We start from the raw sequence: 17,824 nt of genomic DNA on the forward strand, positions 1-17,824 counted from the left end.
ATTTAAAAGGACTGCAATGCTCGACGACGCAAGCGCTTCACCGCGCAGCAAGCCGCGCGTTCATCGCCGCACGGTGACGCGCCTGGCCTTTCCGATTCTGAAAGGCGAGTATCCGGCCGGTCATGTGCTGCCGCCGGAAGCGGAATTGTGCGAAAATCTCGGGGTCAGCCGCAGCGCCTTGCGTGAGGCGATCCGGACGCTGAAGGACAAGGGCATGATCGAGGCCCGGCCGCGCCATGGCACGGTGGTGCTGCCGCGTTCGGCCTGGCACATGCTCGATTCCGATCTTCTGGCCTGGGCGATGGAAATCGATCCCGGCCCCGATTTCGTGCTGTCGCTGATCGAGGCCCGGCAGGTGATCGAACCGGCCGCGGCGCGGCTTGCCGCGATTAGAGCCAACCCCGATGACCTGAAACGGCTTGATTCTGCCTTTGCCGAAATGAGCGAGGCCAGGGCGGAAGGCGATTTCGAGCGTTTCAACAAGGCCGATATCCACTATCACGTGGTTCTGCTCCAGGCCTCCGCCAATATCGTTTTCATGCATCTGTCGAACATGATCGGCACGGCGCTATCGATCGCGTTTCGCATGTCGATGGAGGGCGCACGCGAACCGGGCGCCTCGCTTGCCGTTCATGGAGACGTGATAGAGTGCATCCGCGCCCGCGACCCGGACGGCGCGCATGCCGCCATGGTGCGCCTGCTGGCAATCGCCGTCATCGATCTCGGCCTGACATCCTACGAAACGGTCAAATCCTAGATTTTGTGCCGGAATGCGGCGTCATGACGATGAAAACCCCGTCCAGCGGACGATATCGGTTTCGATGTCGAAGAGATCTAGGACGCGGCCGAGGGAATGGCGCACCATGCTGTCGATACTGTCCGGCGCGGCATAAAATGCCGGCATCGGCGGCGCAACGACGGCCCCCATCTCGGCAAGCTGGGTCAACGTTCGCAGATGCCCGAGATGAAGCGGCGTTTCGCGCACCATCAGCACCAGCCTGCGCCGTTCCTTCAAAACCACGTCGGCGGCGCGCGTCAGCAGCGATGATGTTATCCCCGAGGAGATTTCCGAAGCCGTGCGGACGGAACACGGCGCAATGATCATGCCCATCGTCTTGAATGAACCGCTGGCAATCGACGCCCCGACATTCTTGACCGGATGAATGTGATCGGCCCGGTGCTCGAGGTCTTTCAGCTTCAGCCCCGTTTCTTCCGACAGCGTGAGTTCGCCCGACTTGCTGACGACCAGATGTGTCTCGATCCCGGCTTGGCGCAGCATGTCCAGAACGGTGATGCCGTAGACGGCACCGGAGGCGCCTGAAATGCCGACGATAATACGGGGCTTTGGCATGGCTTCTTCTCTTTCCGGCCTTCAGTCCGCAACAATGATGCCTGCTGCAGGCACCGGCACACATTCGTCCGGCCAGAGAGCAATAATCCCATGAACCCGCGACGGCAACTCAATCCGAAAAACGCCTTGTCATCCGACCGCGCCCATTGAAAAACCCGGGGTCGCCGACCTTGCGGCGGCCCCGGGTTTCAAGTCCGGTTTCACCGGCCGGGCCGGTCAGCCAAGCGAAATCGTGATTTCCTCGATCTCGCTCTTCGATGCGCCGCGATAGGCCGTTACTTCGATTTCGACCTTGAAGTCCGGTGCGCCCAGCGGAGAGCAGGTGACCGTGCGCTGCGGATCGATGCCGCGAAACCGCTCGCCGACATAGGTCATGACCGCCTTGGCATCGTCGACATAGGGAATGAAGATCTTCGACTGGACGACATCTTCCAGGCACGAATCGACCGCCTTCAGCGCGCCTTCGATATTGTCGAAGCACTGACGGGCCTGTTCCACCGGATCGGTCGACATTTCGCGGGTCTTGTAGTTGCGGCCGGCCGTGTTGGAAACAAAGATCCAGTCATCGACGCAGACAATGCGGGAATAGCTTTCCTTGGTTTCGAAAACGGAACCGGATTTGACTTTGGTGATTTTGACCATGTTTTTCCTGTGTGGTTATGGTTGCTGGGGTTAAGGGGGACGGGCACGCGGGCGGCGATCATGCCGTCCGCGCGGTAACGAATTGTCTGTGGGCGAGAAGAAGGCCGGGCAGACCGGCCCGGTTTCAAAGGTTGTAGAGGCGTGCCGCAACGGCCGCACTGATGCGCCCTTCGGTAAGGTCCTGCCGCACGGACGCCGGATCACGGGCAGCCGGATCGCCATAGCCACCGCCGCCGGGCGTGGTGATCGACACGATCTGACCGGGTTTCAGATCAACCATGCCGGAAAAATCGTTCCGGCCATCGCCGAAGTCGAGCACGGTGCCCTGCCCGGCCGTGCCGCCATCAAGCCCCCAGGGCTGCGAGGCGATGCGCGAAGCCTCCACCGTGAAGCGGCAGGCTTTTTCGGCGCGATAAACGCGGCGCACGCCCATGCCGCCGCGATAGGTGCCGGCACCGGCGGAATCATCCACCAGTTCGTAGCGCAGAAGCGTCAGCGGATATTCCAGCTCCAGCGATTCGACCGGAAGATTGGAGGTGTTGGTCAGGCTGACGTGAATTCCCGACAGTCCGTCGGCGGTCGGCCGGGCACCGCCGCCGCCGCCAATGGTTTCCAGATAGACCCAGATCGAGCCGTCCTCATGCGTGCCGTTGAACATGGCGCCGGTGCAGCAGCCATTGCCCGCCGCCATCACCTTGCCGGGCAGCGCTTTTGCCAGCGCACCGTAGACGAGATCGCAGACCCGTTGGGCTGCGGCAATACGCCCTTCGACGGCGGCCGGATGCACGCAATTGAGGATCGACCCCTTCGGCGCGGTGACTGTCAGTGGACGTGCAAGCCCGGCATTGGGCAGGATCGTCGGATCGACCACCGATTTCACCGCAAAATAGCTGGCGGCCAGCAGCGATGTGTAAATCAGGTTCAGCCCGGCGCGCAATTGCGGCGGACCATCGAAGGCGAGCGTCATTTCCTCGCCGCTGATCGTGACATCCAGAGAAAGCGTGATCCGATCGCCGCGCTGGTTGGAATCGAACTGGTCGGAAAAGCTGTAGGTGCCGTCGGGAATGGCGGCAATGCCCGCGCGCATCTTGCGTTCGGCATAGTCCTGAAGCGCCTCGCCGGCAGCCAGAACCTTGTCTGCCGAATAGCGCACGCACAGATCGCCGAGACGCTGGACACAAAGCCGGTTCGCCGACATCTGCGCCCGAAGATCCGAAAGGCGTTCGCGCGGCACCTGGCAGTTGAGCAGGAACATTTCCTGAAGGTCTTCATTCAGAACACCCTCACGATAGAGCCGGACCGGCGGGATGCGCAAGCCTTCCTGATAGATATGCTCGTGGCCGCGGTCGGCAAAATCGGAGTGGTGCGCGGTGTTGACGGCCCAGGCAATCAGCGTGCCGTCGGCAAACACCGGTTCCGCCAGAACGATGTCGGGCAGATGGGTCGCGCCGCCGGCATAGGCATCGTTGGCCATGAACACGTCGCCAGGGCGGATGTCCTCCAGCCTGAAACGGTCGTAGATCGCGCCGATCACGCCGAGGAATGAGCCGAGGTGCATGGGAATATGCTCCGCCTGACACAGCGTGTTGCCATGGCGGTCGAACAGCGCCGTCGAGCAGTCGCGCCGTTCCTTGATATTGGTGGAATAGGAGGCGCGCACCAGCGCCTCGCCCATCTCTTCAACGATGGACTGCAGGGCCGAACCGATGACTTCAACGGTGATGGGATCAATAGCGGTCATCAATCAAACCTCCAGAATGAGATTGAGATAGGGGTCGACCTTGCCGGTCATCTCCGGCAGCAGCACGGTGGTCGTATCCATCTGCTCGACAATGGCCGGGCCGGAAATGATGTTGCCGGCTTTCAGCAGGCTGCGCTCGTAAACCGGGCAGGTGACGAAGCCGCCGGCTTCTGCCATCCACACATCGCGTTCGCCGATCTTCGCAGCGGCGGCATCCGGACCGGCATCCGCCTGTTTCTGGAACTCGGCCTTGTCGACCAGGCCCGCGGCTTCCACTCGCAGGGTCACGATCTGGATCGGCTCGCCTTCGGCAATGAAGCCGAAGCGCTGGCGATGGGCGGCCTCGAACCCTTTTTCGAGCGCCGCGAAGGTGTCGGCCGCGATCGGACCGGCCGGCACGGTCACCGGCAGTTCGTAATTCTGCCCGGCATAGCGCATGTCGACCGTGCGGGTGATGACCTGCCGGTCCGAGGCAATGTTTTCAGCGGCAAACCAGGTCTCCGCCTGTACAGCCAACGCCACAAACCCGTCTTCAAGCCCCTCGCCCGCCGTATGGTCCAGACGCATCAGCCGCGACAGCGCGAAATCAGACCGCAGATCCGTCAGCAGCAGGCCAAGCGCGCAGAGCGTGCCCGGGGTCAGTGGTACGATCACCTTGGCCATGTCCAGTTCGCGGGCAAGGCGCGCGGCATGCAGCGGACCGGCGCCGCCAAAAGCCATCAGTGCATAATCGCGCGGATCGTGGCCGCGCTGAACCGAAATCACCCGGATGGCCTTGGCCATGTTGGCGGTGACGACCGAAAGAATGCCCTGCGCGGTTTCCATCGCGGAAATGCCGAGCTTTTCGGCCAGCCGTTCGACGGAGGCAAGTGCAAGATCGCGGCGCACCTTCATCCGCCCACCCAGGATTTCGACCGGGTTGAGGGTCTGAAGCACGATATTGGCATCGGTGACGGTCGGTTCCTCACTGCCGAGCCCGTAGCAGACCGGCCCGGGATGAGCGCCCGCCGAGCGCGGACCGACCTTCAACAGGCCTCCGCTGTCGACATGGGCGATCGAACCGCCGCCGGCGCCGACCGTATGGATATCCAGCATTGGCGCCTTGATCGGATAACCGTGAACATCGGCTTCGCCGGTGAGCTGGCAGACGCCGTTTTGCAACAACGCCACATCGGATGAGGTTCCGCCGACATCGAAGGTGATGATATTGTCGAAACCGGCCATCCTGCCGATGGCCTGTGCCCCGACAACGCCGGTCGACGGCCCCGACAGCACCGTGCGCACCGGCAGGCTGCCGGCCTGATCGAAACCGATCACGCCACCGTTCGACTGGGTCAGCTGCGGCGACACTTTCAGACCGATCTCCTCGAGACGGTCCTTCAGCCGGCGGATGTAACGCTGCATCACCGGGCCGAGATAGGCATTGACGACCGTGGTGGACAGCCGCTCGTATTCACGGAATTCCGGCGCCACTTCATGAGAGGCCGAAACGAAGACATCCGGCAGCTCTTCCGCCGCAATCGCAAGTGCACGCGCCTCATGTTCGGTGTTCAAAAAGCCGTAGAGAAAGCAGATCGCCAGCGCCTTCACATCCTGGGCGGCAAGCGTGCGAAAGGCTTCACGCAGGGCGTCTTCTTCAAGCGGCACGGCAATGCTGCCATCGGCCTTCAGCCGCTCGGGCACCTCGTGGCGCAGATCGCGGGTGACCAGTTCCCGGGGTTTTTCGGCAAACATATCGTAAAGGCTGGGGCGTTTCTGGCGGCCGATTTCCAGAAGATCGCGAAAACCGTCGGAGACAACCAGGCCCGTCTTTACGCCGCGCAGTTCGATCAGCGCATTGGTGGCAACCGTGGTGCCGTGGCCGAAAAAGGCAAGATCCGCGGCCTTGGCGCCGACCTTTTCCAGCCCTTCGACAACCCCTTGCGCAATTGCGCGTGACGGATCGTCCGGCGTGGAGGACACCTTCCAGATTTCAACCGCACCGTTCTCATCGTTGAAAAGGCAGACATCGGTAAAGGTTCCGCCCGAATCGACGCCTATTCTCCAGGCCATGACATGTTCCCTATCATTATTGCTGCTTGACCGCGCGTCAGGCGGTTTTCGCATGCTTGGTTGAAAAGCGTTCATACCGGAACGGAGCCGGATCGACGCATGGTTTTTCGTTGCGCACCAGCTCGGCCATCAGCCGGCCGGCACCGGGGCCACTGCCGAAACCGTGACCGGAAAAGCCCGATGACAGATAAAGCCCGGGGACGGCATCAATCGGACCGATGACCGGAATGGCATCCGGCGTCGCGTCGATCATGCCGGCCCAGCTATGGGTCAGGCGCGCGCCGGCAAAAGCCGGAAAGGCGCGTTTCAGGTTTTTCAACGCGTTTTCGTTGAACGGCATGTGCGGCGCCGGATCGAGCGTGCGGATCGCTTCAAACGGGGTTTTGCTGTCAAGCGACCAGCGGCGCGGCATTTTCAGTTCGGTGAAAAACTGGCTGCCGACACGCAGTTTCAGCTCCCGCCAGCTTGTCAGCAGCGTCGGCAGGAAATCGAAAAACAGCCGGAAACTGTCGGGCGTGACCGGCGCGACATTGGCGTTGCGCTGTGCAATCGTATAGCCGCCGTCAAGCCGCCTGCGGAACGAAAAATCACCGCCGCCAACAGGCATGTCCGGAACGGTTGCGGCGGTTTCGATCCGCGCCGCCGTGCCCAGTATCTTCAGTTGCGGAAAGGCCAGGCCGAGATTGCCGAGGAAAAGCCGCGACCATGCGCCCGCGGCCACCACAACGCTGGAGGTTGCGATCGTGCCGTGTTCCGTGACCACACCGCTGACACGTCCCGCGGCGGTTTCGATCCCGCGCACGGCACAGTTTTCGGCAATCCGCGCGCCGAGACGCACAGCCGCACCGGCCATTTGCGGCACCGCCTGCTCCGGCTCCGCCCGCCCGTCATTTGCGGTATAGAGGCCGACGGTATAAGGCGCAGAGATCCCCGGCAGCACGTTCTGCAGACCCGCCGCATCCAGAAGCTGCGAGGGCATTCCGGCCTGACGGGCATGTTTCTCCCAGGCGGTGAATTCGGCAATTTCCGCCTTTGTGCGGCAGACATAGGTAATGCCGGTTTCACGAAAGCCGGTGTCGATGCCGAACCGGCGGTCGAGATCGCGCCACAGGTCAAGACTTTCCATCGTCAGCGGCAGTTCTGCGGGATCACGCCCCATCTGGCGCACCCAGCCCCAATTGCGCGAACTCTGCTCTCCGGCGACAAAACCCTTTTCGCACAGAACAACATCGATACCGGCCTCGGCCAGAAAAAGCGCGGCGGCGACGCCGGCGATGCCGCCGCCGACGATCACCACATCGGCCGCTTCCGGCAGCGCGCATTCAAATCCCGGCCGTTGCATATTCGCCAGCGGCATGGAAAATCTCCTCAGAGCATGTCTTCGAGGCGGCAATTGACCAGCATTTCGGCCATTGCTGCATTGTTGGGAAGCTCGATCGCGGTGCGGACGAGTTCGCCCATGGTCTCCGGCTGGATCATCTCCTCCGGCTGCACCTTGCTGGTGTAGGAGCTCATTTCCGTCCGCACGAAGCTCGGGCAGATGGCGGTTGCCCGCACGCCCTTTTCCCAGGCCACATGCCGTGTCGTATGGGTCAGTCCCATCATCGCGAATTTGGTCATGTTGTAGCCGACAAAGGCATTGCGCACCCGCTTGCCGGACAGCGACACGACATTGACGATACGGCCGCGCCCTGTCGCCTCGAGATGCGGCAGACAAAGCCGCGTGAGGCGTAGCGGCGCCTTGACATTGACGGCCCAAAGCCGGTCGAGCGCTTCTTCATTGTCGTCGGACAGCAGAACATGTTCGCCATTGCCGGCATTGTTCACAAGCCCGTCGATACGGCCGAAGCTCTCAACCGTCGCAGCAACCCATTGGCTGGCGGTTTCCGGCTCGTAGGCATCGAAGTGATGAAACTGCATCGTCGCGTCGGCAGGACCATGCTCGGCCTCCAGCGACTTGATGTCCCGCGCGCCCAGCGAAACACGGTAGCCATGCGCCCGCAGCTCACGGACGATCGCCGCGCCAATGCCACGGTTTGCGCCTGAAATTAGCACGACCGGTGCATTCTGTTCATTATTTTGCATTTTTCAATTTCTCTACTGATTTTTCATGCACGTATGTACGCATTTATGACTTTTTATGATCTAACATATGCTCATTTGCAAGCGCGCTCGCTCATTTTTCGCTAAATCGCTGTCACTTTTTGCCTATTTAGCTATCACTCGCCATTAATTTCAAGCTTTGATGATTTTTTGTGCGTATTTTATTGACAGTTTCTGGAAGAGGTGCTCTTTTTGATAAAAGTGAAAAGTAACAACGTTTCACAGCACCTGCCGCCGCCTTGGCGACAGACAGGCAACAGAAACCGCGAAAAGGGGAATGAGATGAGTATTACCAGACGTGCATTGATGCGAAACGCCGCACTGGCCGGCGCGGTTTACGGGATCGGGCGCCCGGCTTTTTCCGCCGGCACCGTGCGCTGGGACCTGGCTGACGAATACAATGCCGACGCATTGTCGGGCAAAGCGTCCAAATTCTTCCTGACGGAACTATCCAAGGCGGTGGGCGACAAGATCGACATCACCTATCAGGGCGGCGGCGCGCTCGGTTACAAGTCGATCGACCAGTTCGACGCGGTTCAGGACGGGGCGGTTCAGTCTGCCGTAACGCTGATGACCCAGCTCGGCGGCATCGATCCGCTGTTCAACCTCTCCTCCCTGCCCTTCATCGCCAAGACGCCCGAGGAAGCCTACACGCTGTGGCAGGCTGCCCGGCCGGAATACGAAAAGATCTTCGAAGACAACGGCATGGTTCTGTTGTGGGCGATGCCCAATCCCCCCTCGGGCATCTTCGCCGACAGGGCGATCACCTCACAGGACGCGCTCGACGGTTTTCGCATCCGCACCTATGACGTCAACGGCACGCAGACGCTGATGAAAGCCGGTGCCGCGCCGCTGCAGATTGCCTGGTCGGATCTCATTCCGCAGCTTTCCACCGGCGCCATCGACGCCGTGCTGACATCTGCCGATGGCGGCGTGCAGCTTTCGCTGTGGGATTATCTGAGCGACTTCACCGAACTCAATTACGCCATGGGCCTGTTTGCCTGCCATGTGAACAAGGATGCCTTCGACGCCCTGCCCAAGGACGTTCAGGATGCCATGCGCAATGTGACCGGGGCCTGCGACGCCTATAACTGGAAGATCATGAAGGACAGTATCGAAGCATCCTACACCATTCTTCGCGATCACGGCATGACGGTCACACCGGCCGGCGATGTTCCCGACGCCGTCTTCGAAACGCTTAACACCGCCGGTGCTGCGGTGCGCGATGCATGGGTCGAAAAGACCGGTTCGCGCGGACAAACCGTGCTCGATACCTTCGACACGATGAAGGCCGGCTAAAATGGTTTCGCCCGCCCTGCGGCCTGGCCGCAAGGGCGGGCCGAGCGCCCTGCATGCCCCGGCAACCGCCGCTTCAGGTTCCGGCTGCCGGACGGTGCCCGATGCAGGCAAGCCTTTTCAACGGAAAGCAACAGCGGAACGCCCATGACAAAAAGCGATGACCCAGCCTGGCTTCACCTGATCGCCTCGGTTTCGACATTTCTGAACCGGGCCGCAGCCTGTGTTGCCGGTGCAGTTCTGGTTTTCATGACCGGCTTTATCCTGCTGGAAATCTGCCTTCGCCTGTTCTCGCTGTCGACCTTCATGGCCGACTCCCTTGTCGGCTACGGCGTTTCGGCGATCTGCTTTCTGGCCGCGGCATGGGCGCTGGAAGCCGGCTTCATGATCCGCGTAAAGGTCGTGACAGACCGGCTTGGGCCGCGCCTTTCCTGGGCTTGTGAATTTTTCACGCTGATCACCGTCGAGGCGCTGATGCTGTTTCTGGCGCATTATCAGTGGAAATCCGTCTTCAAATACTGGAGCCGCGGCACGGTTTCGGAAACCTATGTGCCGATCCCGCTGTTCATCCCGGAAAGCTTTTTCCTGATCGGGCTTTCACTCATGGCCCTGCAGATCTTTGTTCGTTTGATGCGGCTTCTGGCCGTCGGCCATTCCGAGGAACGCGCGCTCACGCTTTGACGCCCGCGCCGGAATGCCAGTCTAAGGATACGACCGATGTCCGTCACCTCTTCGATACTTGTCCTTCTTGCCCTTCTGGTGGTTTTTCTGGGGGCGGGAACATGGATATTCGCCGGCCTGATGCTTGTCGGTGCGGGCGCGATGTATTTCGCGCTCGATTTCAACTTGATCCGCATCGGCGCAATTGCGACCAAGGTCGTTTCGTCCTCGGCTGTTTCCTGGGAACTGGCCGCCATTCCGATCTTCATCTGGATGGGAGACATCATCTTCCGGACGGATATCTCCAACCGCCTGTTTCGCGGCCTGTCGCCGCTTGTATCCCGCGTGCCCGGCGGCCTGCTGCACACCAATGTCATCGGCTGCACGATCTTCGCCGCCATTTCGGGCTCATCCACGGCGACCACGGCGACCGTCGGCAAGATCACCATACCGGAGCTGAAAAAGCGCGGCTATGATGTCGCGCTGGCCTCCGGTTCGCTGGCCGGCGCCGGCAGTTTCGGCCTTCTCATTCCGCCGTCGATTGCCATGATCGTCTACGGCGTGCTGGCGCAGGTGTCGATTTCCCAGCTCTTTGCCGCAGGCCTGATCCCCGGCCTGATGATGGCCGGGCTTTATTCCGGCTATATCGGACTTGTCTCCCTGATCCGCCCATCCGTGGCGCCGCCGCATGGCGAACCGATTTCGTGGAGGGTGATCGGCGCCGGCATTCTCGATCTTCTGCCGGTTCTGGTGTTGATGACCATCGTGCTCGGCGCGATCTACACCGGTATTGCCACACCATCGGAAGCCGCCGCAGTCGGCGTTTTCGGCGCCGTTGTGATCACACTGATCACGCGCCAGTTCTCCTGGGCGCTGATGCTCGACAGCCTGAAAAGCACGATCCGCGTTTCGTCGATGATCCTGATGCTGATTGCCGCCTCAGCCTTCCTGTCGTCGGCCATTGCCTATATGCATCTGCCCGCCCTGATCACGCAGAGCATCGCGGCCATGGATCTTTCGCCCTATGGCGTCCTGCTGATCCTTGCCGCGCTTTACATCGTCCTCGGCATGTTTCTCGACGGCACATCGATGACGGTGATGACCGTGCCGATTGCCGTCCCGCTGATCGTGCAGGCCGGTTTCGATCCGCTGTGGTTCGGCATCTATCTGGTGATCATGATCGAGATGAGCGCGCTGACGCCGCCGGTCGGTCTCAACCTGTTTATCCTGCAGGCGCTGACCGGCGAAACCATCGGCAAAACGGTACGCGCCGCCTTGCCGTTCTTTCTGCTGTTGTGTATCGGTACGGCCCTGCTTGCCGTCTTCCCTGAGATTGTGCTTTGGCTGCCCGGTGCCCTATAGTCGCGGTCCGGACGACTTTTGGCGATATGATGATGTGAAGGCTGGAACGTGAACGACGAGGTTAACATCGAAGAGCTTCTGCCGGCCGAACGGCGCCAGCAACTGGTGGACTGGTTCAAGAACAACCAGGCCGGCACCAGTCAGGATCTGGCGCGCATGTTCGGCATATCCGTCTCGACCATCCGCCGCGATCTCGATCTTCTGGCCTCCGAGGGGCTGGTCAAGCGCACCCATGGCGGCGCGGTCAGTATCCGTTCGCGCGCCACCTATGAACCGTCCACCGACCTTGCCCGCCGCACGGCTCTCGAGGAAAAACAGGGGATCGTGCGCGAAGCCCTGCGCTTCATCGAAGCCGATCAGGCGCTTCTGATCGATACGGGCGCGGTGATCTGCCATATCCTGGCCGAAGAGATTGCCAATCTCGACCTTCCGCTCACCATCATCACCAACGACCTGCATGTCGCCAAGGTCCTGACCTACAAGCCCAACATCAAGCTGATCGTGCCCGGCGGCGCCTGTCGCTTCGGCTCGTTCAGCCTGCTGGGCGAGCCCGGGCTGAGCTTTCTGTCGGATATCCGCTGTGACCTGTTTTTCATGTCGGCGGCCGCCATTGATCAGACATGCGTTTCCGAAACCCTGCTGGAACTGGTGCAGCTCAAGCGCGCCATGATTGCCGCGGCCAACAAGGTCATTCTGATGGCCGATTCCAGCCGCTTCATGGAACGCGCATTGCACAAGACGGCCGCGATCGACGCCATCGACATCATCATCACCGATGACGGCCTCGATCGTGAGCAGATCGGTAAATTCCCCTCTCCCGGCCCGGAATTCATCACCACGCAATTGTCGTAAAGGCGCTTACACCGAAACATCCGATGATGCCGCGCCGCTGTGGATTTCGCGCACGAGATCAAGCCATGCGGCAGCGGCGGCGGAAAGATAGGCGCCGCGCCGCCAGGCCATGGCGACCGACCAGTTCAGTTCGGGTTCTTCGAACGCGATCCGGCGGACCATCGGATGGGCATGATGAGCGGCGATGGTGCGCGGCAGGAAGGTAACGCCCAGGCCGGCCGCCACCAGTTCGACCATGAAATCCACCTGGCTGCTTTGAGCGGCAATCACCGGATCGAGACCACGTGCACGGGCAAGCCGCATGAGCCGGCGATGCAGCGAAAACCCGTCGTCGAAAACGATGAACGGAATATCGCCCAGGACCTCCAGACTGACTGCGGAACGCTGCGCCAGCGCATGGTTTGAGGACAAGAGCGCGACAAGCGGCTCACTGCGGACAGGCTGGCCTTCAAAGTCTTCGGCAAGCGGCAGCTGCAGCCCGGCAAAATCGATGCTGCCGGCACGCAGCTTTTCTTCAAGATCCAGACTGCCATGCTCGTCGAGATCGATATCAATTCCGGGATAGCGTTGCCGGTAAATGGCAAAAAGCGGCGCAAAAAGCGTGGCGCTGCCGACCGGCGGCAGACCAAGACGCAGGACACCGCGTTTGAGCCCGCGGACTTCCGCCAGTTCGGCCAGCAGATCCGCGCGGTCGGCAAGCAGCCGGACGCCGCGCGCGTAGACGATCTCTCCGGCCGCCGTCATCACCGAGCGATGCCCGATCCGCTCCAGAAGCGCGACCCCGACTTCGTCCTCAAGCTGTTTGACAGCCTTGCTGACGGTCGACTGGGTCGTGAAAACCGTTTTGGCCGCCTGCGAAAATCCGCCCTGACGGACGACTTCCACAAAGGCACGAAGCGTTCGAAATTCCATGTCTATTCTTTATCAGAATAGAATTCATTCAATCAATTCATTTTCGACATCAAGGGCGACTTCCTATCTCTAGTATATGAACACGCGGCCTTACCGGAGGCCGGCTGCAGCACATGGCGCTGCAATCGGAAAGCGGGAGAGAGGCGGGTTTTCCGGCATTTTCGCCGCCCGCAGCATTCCGGTGAGAGACCCGCGTGAGGGAGGCGTGACGTACCGCCGCATCCGCGAGAGCGGGTGCAGAGAAACCGGCCGCCATCGCACGTCCCGGCGATCAAGATCGCGAAAGGAGAAAAAGATGGCCTACGCAACAATCAACCCATTCACCGAAGAAACCGTTGCCACATTCCCCGACGCAACGGATGATGCCGTCCGGGCCGCCCTCGACACGGCGCATGAAACCTTTCTGAAATGGCGGGAAACCTCCTTTGCCGAGCGCGCCCGCGTTCTGCAGAAGGCGGCCGATATCCTGCGCCGCGACGCCGATGACCTCGCCGGCCTTCTGACGCTGGAAATGGGCAAGCTCACCGCCGAGGCGAAGGCCGAAGTGGAGCTGTCGGCAAAGATCTTCGAATATTACGTCGAAAACGCCGAACGGCTGCTGGCCCCCGAGGAACTGCCGGTCAAGGACCCGGCCGAGGGCAAGGCTACGCTGGTGCATGAACCGCTGGGTATTCTTCTGGCAATCGAACCGTGGAACTTCCCCTATTACCAGATTGCCCGGATCCTGGCGCCGCAGCTTTCGGCCGGCAATGTGCTGATCCTCAAGCATGCTTCGAACGTGCCGCAAAGTGCCGCCGCCTTTGCCCGGCTCATGGACGAGGCCGGCCTGCCGGAAGGCGGCTTTACCAACCTTTACGCCACCCGTTCCCAGATCGAAATGATCATCAACGATCCCCGTGTTCACGGCGTGGCGCTGACGGGTTCGGAAGCAGCCGGCGCCGTGGTTGCCGCACAGGCGGGCAAGGCGCTGAAAAAATCGACCATGGAACTGGGCGGGGCGGATGCCTTCGTCGTGCTGGAAGATGCCGACATGAAGAAAACTGTCGACTGGGCGGTGTTCGGACGGCACTGGAATGGCGGTCAGGTCTGCGTATCGTCCAAACGGATGATCGTCGTTGACGCGGTCTACGACGCTTTCCTTGAACAATATCGCAAGGGCGTGGCCAAACTGGTGGCCGGCGACCCGTCCGACCCGAAAACCACACTGGCGCCGCTGTCGTCGAAAAAGGCTGCGGAGGATGTGAAGGAGCAAATTCGCAAGGCGGTGGCCGCAGGCGCCAAGGCCGAGCAGGTCGGTCCGCCGGTGCCCAATCACGGCGCCTTCGTCCAGCCGACAATCCTGACTGATGTGGGTGAGGACAACCCGGCGCGTTACTGGGAATTCTTCGGGCCCGTCTCGATGATTTTCCGGGCGAAAGACGAGGAGGATGCCATCCGCATCGCCAATGACAGCCCCTTCGGCCTGGGTGGATCGGTCTTTACCGCCGATGTGAAACACGGAGCGGAAGTGGCCGGCCGGATTTCAACCGGCATGGTGTTCGTGAACCACCCGACCAAGGTCGAGGCCGACCTGCCCTTCGGCGGCGTCCGCCGCTCCGGCTATGGCCGCGAATTGCTCGGCATGGGTCTCAAGGAGTTCGTCAACCACAAGCTTGTCGATGTGGTTGATATCGACGCCCATTTCTGAGCTGGTCGACACGACCGACAGGTGCCTGCATTCACGCAGGCACCACTTCATCGCAAAAGGAGTATTTTATCATGTCTCTCAAGGGAAAAGTCGCGCTTGTCACAGGGTCGAGCCAGGGTATTGGCCGCGGAATTGCCCTGCGCCTTGCCCGCGAGGGCGCCGATGTCGCACTGGTCGATATCAAGGCCGACAAGCTTGAGACCGTCAAAGGTGAAATCGAGGCGATGGGCGTCCGCTCAACCACCTTCGTCGCCGATGTCAGTGACCGCGATCAGGTCTACGCCGCCGTGGCCCATGCCGAAAAGGAACTCGGCGGTTTCGACGTGATGGTCAACAATGCGGGCATTGCCCAGGTCAAGCCGCTTGCCGACGTCACCCCCGAGGACACCGACCGCATCTTCCGCATCAACGTCAACGGCGTGTTGTGGGGCATTCAGGCGGCAGCCAAGAAGTTCATCGAGCGGGGCCAGAAAGGCAAGATCATCAGCGCCTCATCCATTGCCGGTCATGACGGCTTTGCCATGCTGGGCATCTATTCGGCGACGAAATTCGCCGTGCGCGCGCTGACCCAGGCCGCCGCCAAGGAATATGCCAGCCAGGGCATCACCGTAAACGCCTATTGCCCCGGCATTGTCGGCACCGACATGTGGGTCGAGATCGACGAACGCTTTGCAGACATTACCGGAGCGCCCAAAGGCGAAACCTACAAGAAATATGTCGACGGCATTGCGCTGGGCCGGGCCCAGACGCCCGACGATGTGGCGGCGCTTGTTGCATTTCTGGCCGGCGAGGATTCCGATTATATCACCGGCCAGGCGATCCTGACCGATGGCGGCATCGTCTATCGGTAAAAGCAGGAGAGCCGTCGCGTCACCCTTGAGGCAGGCGCGCGCAAGTTCACGAAAAAGCGGTCCGCCGGGCCTTCCAACAGTCCCGGCGGAACCGGTATCTGCCGATCGAAGGATAAGGCTGCCGCCACGTGACTGACTGGTTTCCGGGCAGCTTTTCAGTCGTAGAATTGATAATGATCAGGCATGCAACCACAAATATGATTATTTAAGTCATATTTTCATTGCCATTATTACAACCACTTGTTACCCCGTAGCCGGAATAGCAAACGGGTACAAGCCATGCTGGCTCCATTTTTGATCATGCTGAGGGAAGGCATAGAGGCCGCCCTGATTACCGGCATCATCGCCACCTATCTCAATCAGACAGACCGACGTGAGTTTCTGCCGGCCGTGTGGATCGGCGTGTTTCTTGCTGTCGCGCTGTCGCTGTTTCTCGGCGCGGGGCTGCAGATGGTCAGCGCCGAATTCCCGCAAAAGGCGCAGGAGCTTTTTGAAGCGATTGTCGGCGCGATTGCGGCGGTCATTCTGGTCTCCATGGTGTTCTGGATGCGCAAGGCCGCCCGTTCGATCAAGGCGGAGCTGCATTCCTCCATCGACGAGGCGCTGGAACACGGTTCGGGCGCCGGTTGGGCGCTGATCGGCATGGTGTTCTTCGCCGTTGCCCGCGAGGGGCTGGAATCGATCTTCTTCCTGCTCGCCATTTTCCAGCAGAGCCAAGGCCCGGCCGCGCCGCTGGGCGCGCTTCTCGGCGTTCTTGTCGCCGTCGGGATCGGCATCGCGATCTATCGTTTCGGCGTGCGCATCAATCTGAAGCGTTTCTTCCAGTGGACCGGCGTGTTCATCCTGTTCGTTGCCGCCGGCATTCTGTCGGGCGCGCTCGGCAATCTGCATGAGGCCGGGATCTGGAACAGCCTTCAGACGCCGGCCTACGATCTGAGCCGCATCCTGCCGGTTTCCGGCGTCGCCGGCACGATCCTTTCCGGCGTGTTCGGCTATCAGGAAAGCCCGACCATCGGCGAGGTGATCGTCTATGTCGTGTTCCTGGCGGCAAGCCTTTATTTCTTCCTGCGCCCGGCCCGAACGCCCAAAAACACTGCCCCGCAACAAGGAGCCCGCAGCGATGCCAACGCCTGATAACCGCAAGGACACGAAGAGCAACAAGGGCCTGATGATTGCAGGCATTGCAGGCGCGGCTCTTCTGGCCGTTGCCGGCGGCGCGGCCTTCTATTTCGCCTCCATGCACAATCAGGCGGCCACGGGCAATGTCGAGGCCGATTTCCAGGTTACCGTCACGGCGACATCGTGCGAGCCCAATGCCATTACCGTTGCCGCCGGAAAGCGGCTGTTCGACATCGTCAACGAATCCGACCGCCCCGTCGAATGGGAAATCCTCGACGGCGTGATGGTGGTGGCCGAACGCGAAAACATCGCCCCGGGCTTCCACCAGACGCTGGCCGCCAATCTCGCCCCCGGCGACTACGAAATCACCTGCGGCCTGCTGTCCAATCCGCGCGGCACGCTGCATGTGACCCAGTCGGAGGAATATGCCAATGCCGCCTCCAGCGTCAGCCTCCGGAACTTCCTCGGGCCGCTGTCGGAATACCGGGTCTACCTGGTGATGCAGACCAATCAGGCCATCAGCGCGGCAACCGAGCTGGCCGACGCCATCAAGGCGGGCGATCTCGACAAGGCGAAAAGCCTCTATCAGCCGGCGCGCCTGCCCTACAAGCGCATCGAGCCGCTGGCCTACCGGATATCGGACCTTGAAAACAACATCGATGCCGTTGCCGATTATTATGCCGAGCGTGAGAACGATCCGGAATTTTCCGGCTATCACCGCATCGAATACGGATTGTTCGAACAGAATTCGCTCGATGGACTGGCGCCGGTCGCCGATGCGCTCGTCGCCAATCTGGAAGAACTGAAAACGCGGCTGACCGGCCTGCAGATCGACCCTTCGCTTCTGCTCTCATTGCCCGACGACACGGCCGACCAGCTTGCCAATGGCCGGATTGCCCAGGGCGAGGATCATTATTCCGAAACCGATCTGGCCGATTTCAACGCCAATCTCGAAGGTATTGCCAAGGTCGCCGGTCTTCTCACGGTGGTTGCCCGGCCGGTCGATCCCGAGCTTGCCGACGATATCGACGCGCAACTTTCTAAAACGCAGGATGCGCTCGATGCGCTCAAGGTCGATGGCGCGTTCCCGCCCTATTCGCAAGTGAGCGAGGAACAGCGGCAGGCGCTTGCCGCGCAATTCCACCAGCTTGCCGTACTCTGCAGCAAGCTGTCGCAGGTTATTGGAGTGAGCTGAC

16 protein-coding genes are annotated in these 17,824 nt (G+C 60.9%); 9 read left to right on the plus strand and 7 right to left on the minus strand.

Going from position 1 to position 17,824, the window contains the following annotated elements; genetic code table 11:
- Positions 1-16 precede the first annotated feature (16 nt).
- Positions 17-757 carry a FadR/GntR family transcriptional regulator gene (locus tag ABID12_RS08300; RefSeq protein ID WP_354433819.1) on the plus strand — a complete coding sequence of 247 codons (741 nt, stop codon included), beginning with the start codon at positions 17-19 and terminating at the stop codon, positions 755-757.
- 21 nt (positions 758-778) lie between these two features.
- On the opposite strand, the gene ABID12_RS08305 is transcribed toward ABID12_RS08300, so the two are convergent.
- From ABID12_RS08305 to ABID12_RS08330, 6 genes are all read right to left on the minus strand, one after another.
- Complete coding sequence (locus tag ABID12_RS08305) at positions 779-1,351, minus strand: UbiX family flavin prenyltransferase (protein WP_354433820.1); 573 nt, start codon at positions 1,349-1,351, stop codon at positions 779-781.
- 216 nt (positions 1,352-1,567) lie between these two features.
- Positions 1,568-1,993 carry a RidA family protein gene (locus tag ABID12_RS08310; RefSeq protein WP_354433821.1) on the minus strand — a complete coding sequence of 142 codons (426 nt, stop codon included), beginning with the start codon at positions 1,991-1,993 and terminating at the stop codon, positions 1,568-1,570.
- Positions 1,994-2,117: 124 nt separating this feature from the next.
- Positions 2,118-3,734, minus strand: a complete 1,617-nt coding sequence (locus tag ABID12_RS08315; protein ID WP_354433822.1) for a hydantoinase B/oxoprolinase family protein — start codon at positions 3,732-3,734, stop codon at positions 2,118-2,120.
- Positions 3,735-3,737: 3 nt separating this feature from the next.
- Positions 3,738-5,786 (minus strand): hydantoinase/oxoprolinase family protein, encoded by a 2,049-nt coding sequence (locus ABID12_RS08320; RefSeq protein ID WP_354433823.1) that lies wholly within the window; start codon positions 5,784-5,786, stop codon positions 3,738-3,740.
- A gap of 37 nt (positions 5,787-5,823) precedes the next feature.
- Complete coding sequence (locus tag ABID12_RS08325; protein WP_354433824.1) at positions 5,824-7,143, minus strand: NAD(P)/FAD-dependent oxidoreductase; 1,320 nt, start codon at positions 7,141-7,143, stop codon at positions 5,824-5,826.
- An 11-nt stretch (positions 7,144-7,154) separates the two neighbouring features.
- Positions 7,155-7,871 (minus strand): SDR family NAD(P)-dependent oxidoreductase, encoded by a 717-nt coding sequence (locus tag ABID12_RS08330; RefSeq protein WP_354433825.1) that lies wholly within the window; start codon positions 7,869-7,871, stop codon positions 7,155-7,157.
- Between the two features lie 300 nt (positions 7,872-8,171).
- On the opposite strand from ABID12_RS08330, the gene ABID12_RS08335 reads away from it, so the two are divergent.
- The 4 genes from ABID12_RS08335 (at position 8,172) to ABID12_RS08350 (ending at position 12,059) form a co-directional block, all read left to right on the plus strand.
- Positions 8,172-9,188, plus strand: coding sequence for a TRAP transporter substrate-binding protein (locus ABID12_RS08335; RefSeq protein ID WP_354433826.1), 1,017 nt, complete (start codon positions 8,172-8,174; stop codon positions 9,186-9,188).
- Positions 9,189-9,332: 144 nt separating this feature from the next.
- Positions 9,333-9,866, plus strand: a complete 534-nt coding sequence (locus ABID12_RS08340; protein ID WP_354433827.1) for a TRAP transporter small permease — start codon at positions 9,333-9,335, stop codon at positions 9,864-9,866.
- A 36-nt stretch (positions 9,867-9,902) separates the two neighbouring features.
- On the plus strand, positions 9,903-11,207 hold the full coding sequence (locus ABID12_RS08345; RefSeq protein WP_354433828.1) for a TRAP transporter large permease: 1,305 nt from the start codon (positions 9,903-9,905) through the stop codon (positions 11,205-11,207).
- Between the two features lie 48 nt (positions 11,208-11,255).
- Positions 11,256-12,059, plus strand: a complete 804-nt coding sequence (locus ABID12_RS08350; RefSeq protein ID WP_354433829.1) for a DeoR/GlpR family DNA-binding transcription regulator — start codon at positions 11,256-11,258, stop codon at positions 12,057-12,059.
- Between the two features lie 6 nt (positions 12,060-12,065).
- Here the strand turns inward: ABID12_RS08350 and ABID12_RS08355 are convergent, their stop codons facing one another.
- On the minus strand, positions 12,066-12,971 hold the full coding sequence (locus tag ABID12_RS08355) for a LysR family transcriptional regulator (RefSeq protein ID WP_354433830.1): 906 nt from the start codon (positions 12,969-12,971) through the stop codon (positions 12,066-12,068).
- A 295-nt stretch (positions 12,972-13,266) separates the two neighbouring features.
- On the opposite strand from ABID12_RS08355, the gene ABID12_RS08360 reads away from it, so the two are divergent.
- From ABID12_RS08360 to efeO, 4 genes are all read left to right on the plus strand, one after another.
- Entirely contained in the window at positions 13,267-14,658 is a 1,392-nt protein-coding gene (locus ABID12_RS08360; protein ID WP_319518646.1) for an NAD-dependent succinate-semialdehyde dehydrogenase, read from the plus strand.
- A gap of 71 nt (positions 14,659-14,729) precedes the next feature.
- Positions 14,730-15,509 (plus strand): acetoin reductase, encoded by a 780-nt coding sequence (locus ABID12_RS08365; RefSeq protein ID WP_354433831.1) that lies wholly within the window; start codon positions 14,730-14,732, stop codon positions 15,507-15,509.
- A 279-nt stretch (positions 15,510-15,788) separates the two neighbouring features.
- On the plus strand, positions 15,789-16,643 hold the full coding sequence (gene efeU, locus ABID12_RS08370) for an iron uptake transporter permease EfeU (RefSeq protein WP_354433832.1): 855 nt from the start codon (positions 15,789-15,791) through the stop codon (positions 16,641-16,643).
- Positions 16,630-17,823 (plus strand): iron uptake system protein EfeO, encoded by a 1,194-nt coding sequence (efeO, locus tag ABID12_RS08375; protein WP_354433833.1) that lies wholly within the window; start codon positions 16,630-16,632, stop codon positions 17,821-17,823. Before efeU ends, efeO begins: the two co-directional genes overlap by 14 nt.
- Position 17,824 lies beyond the last annotated feature (1 nt).

Source organism: Martelella mangrovi, from assembly GCF_040545495.1.
Lineage (GTDB): Bacteria > Pseudomonadota > Alphaproteobacteria > Rhizobiales > Rhizobiaceae > Martelella > Martelella mangrovi.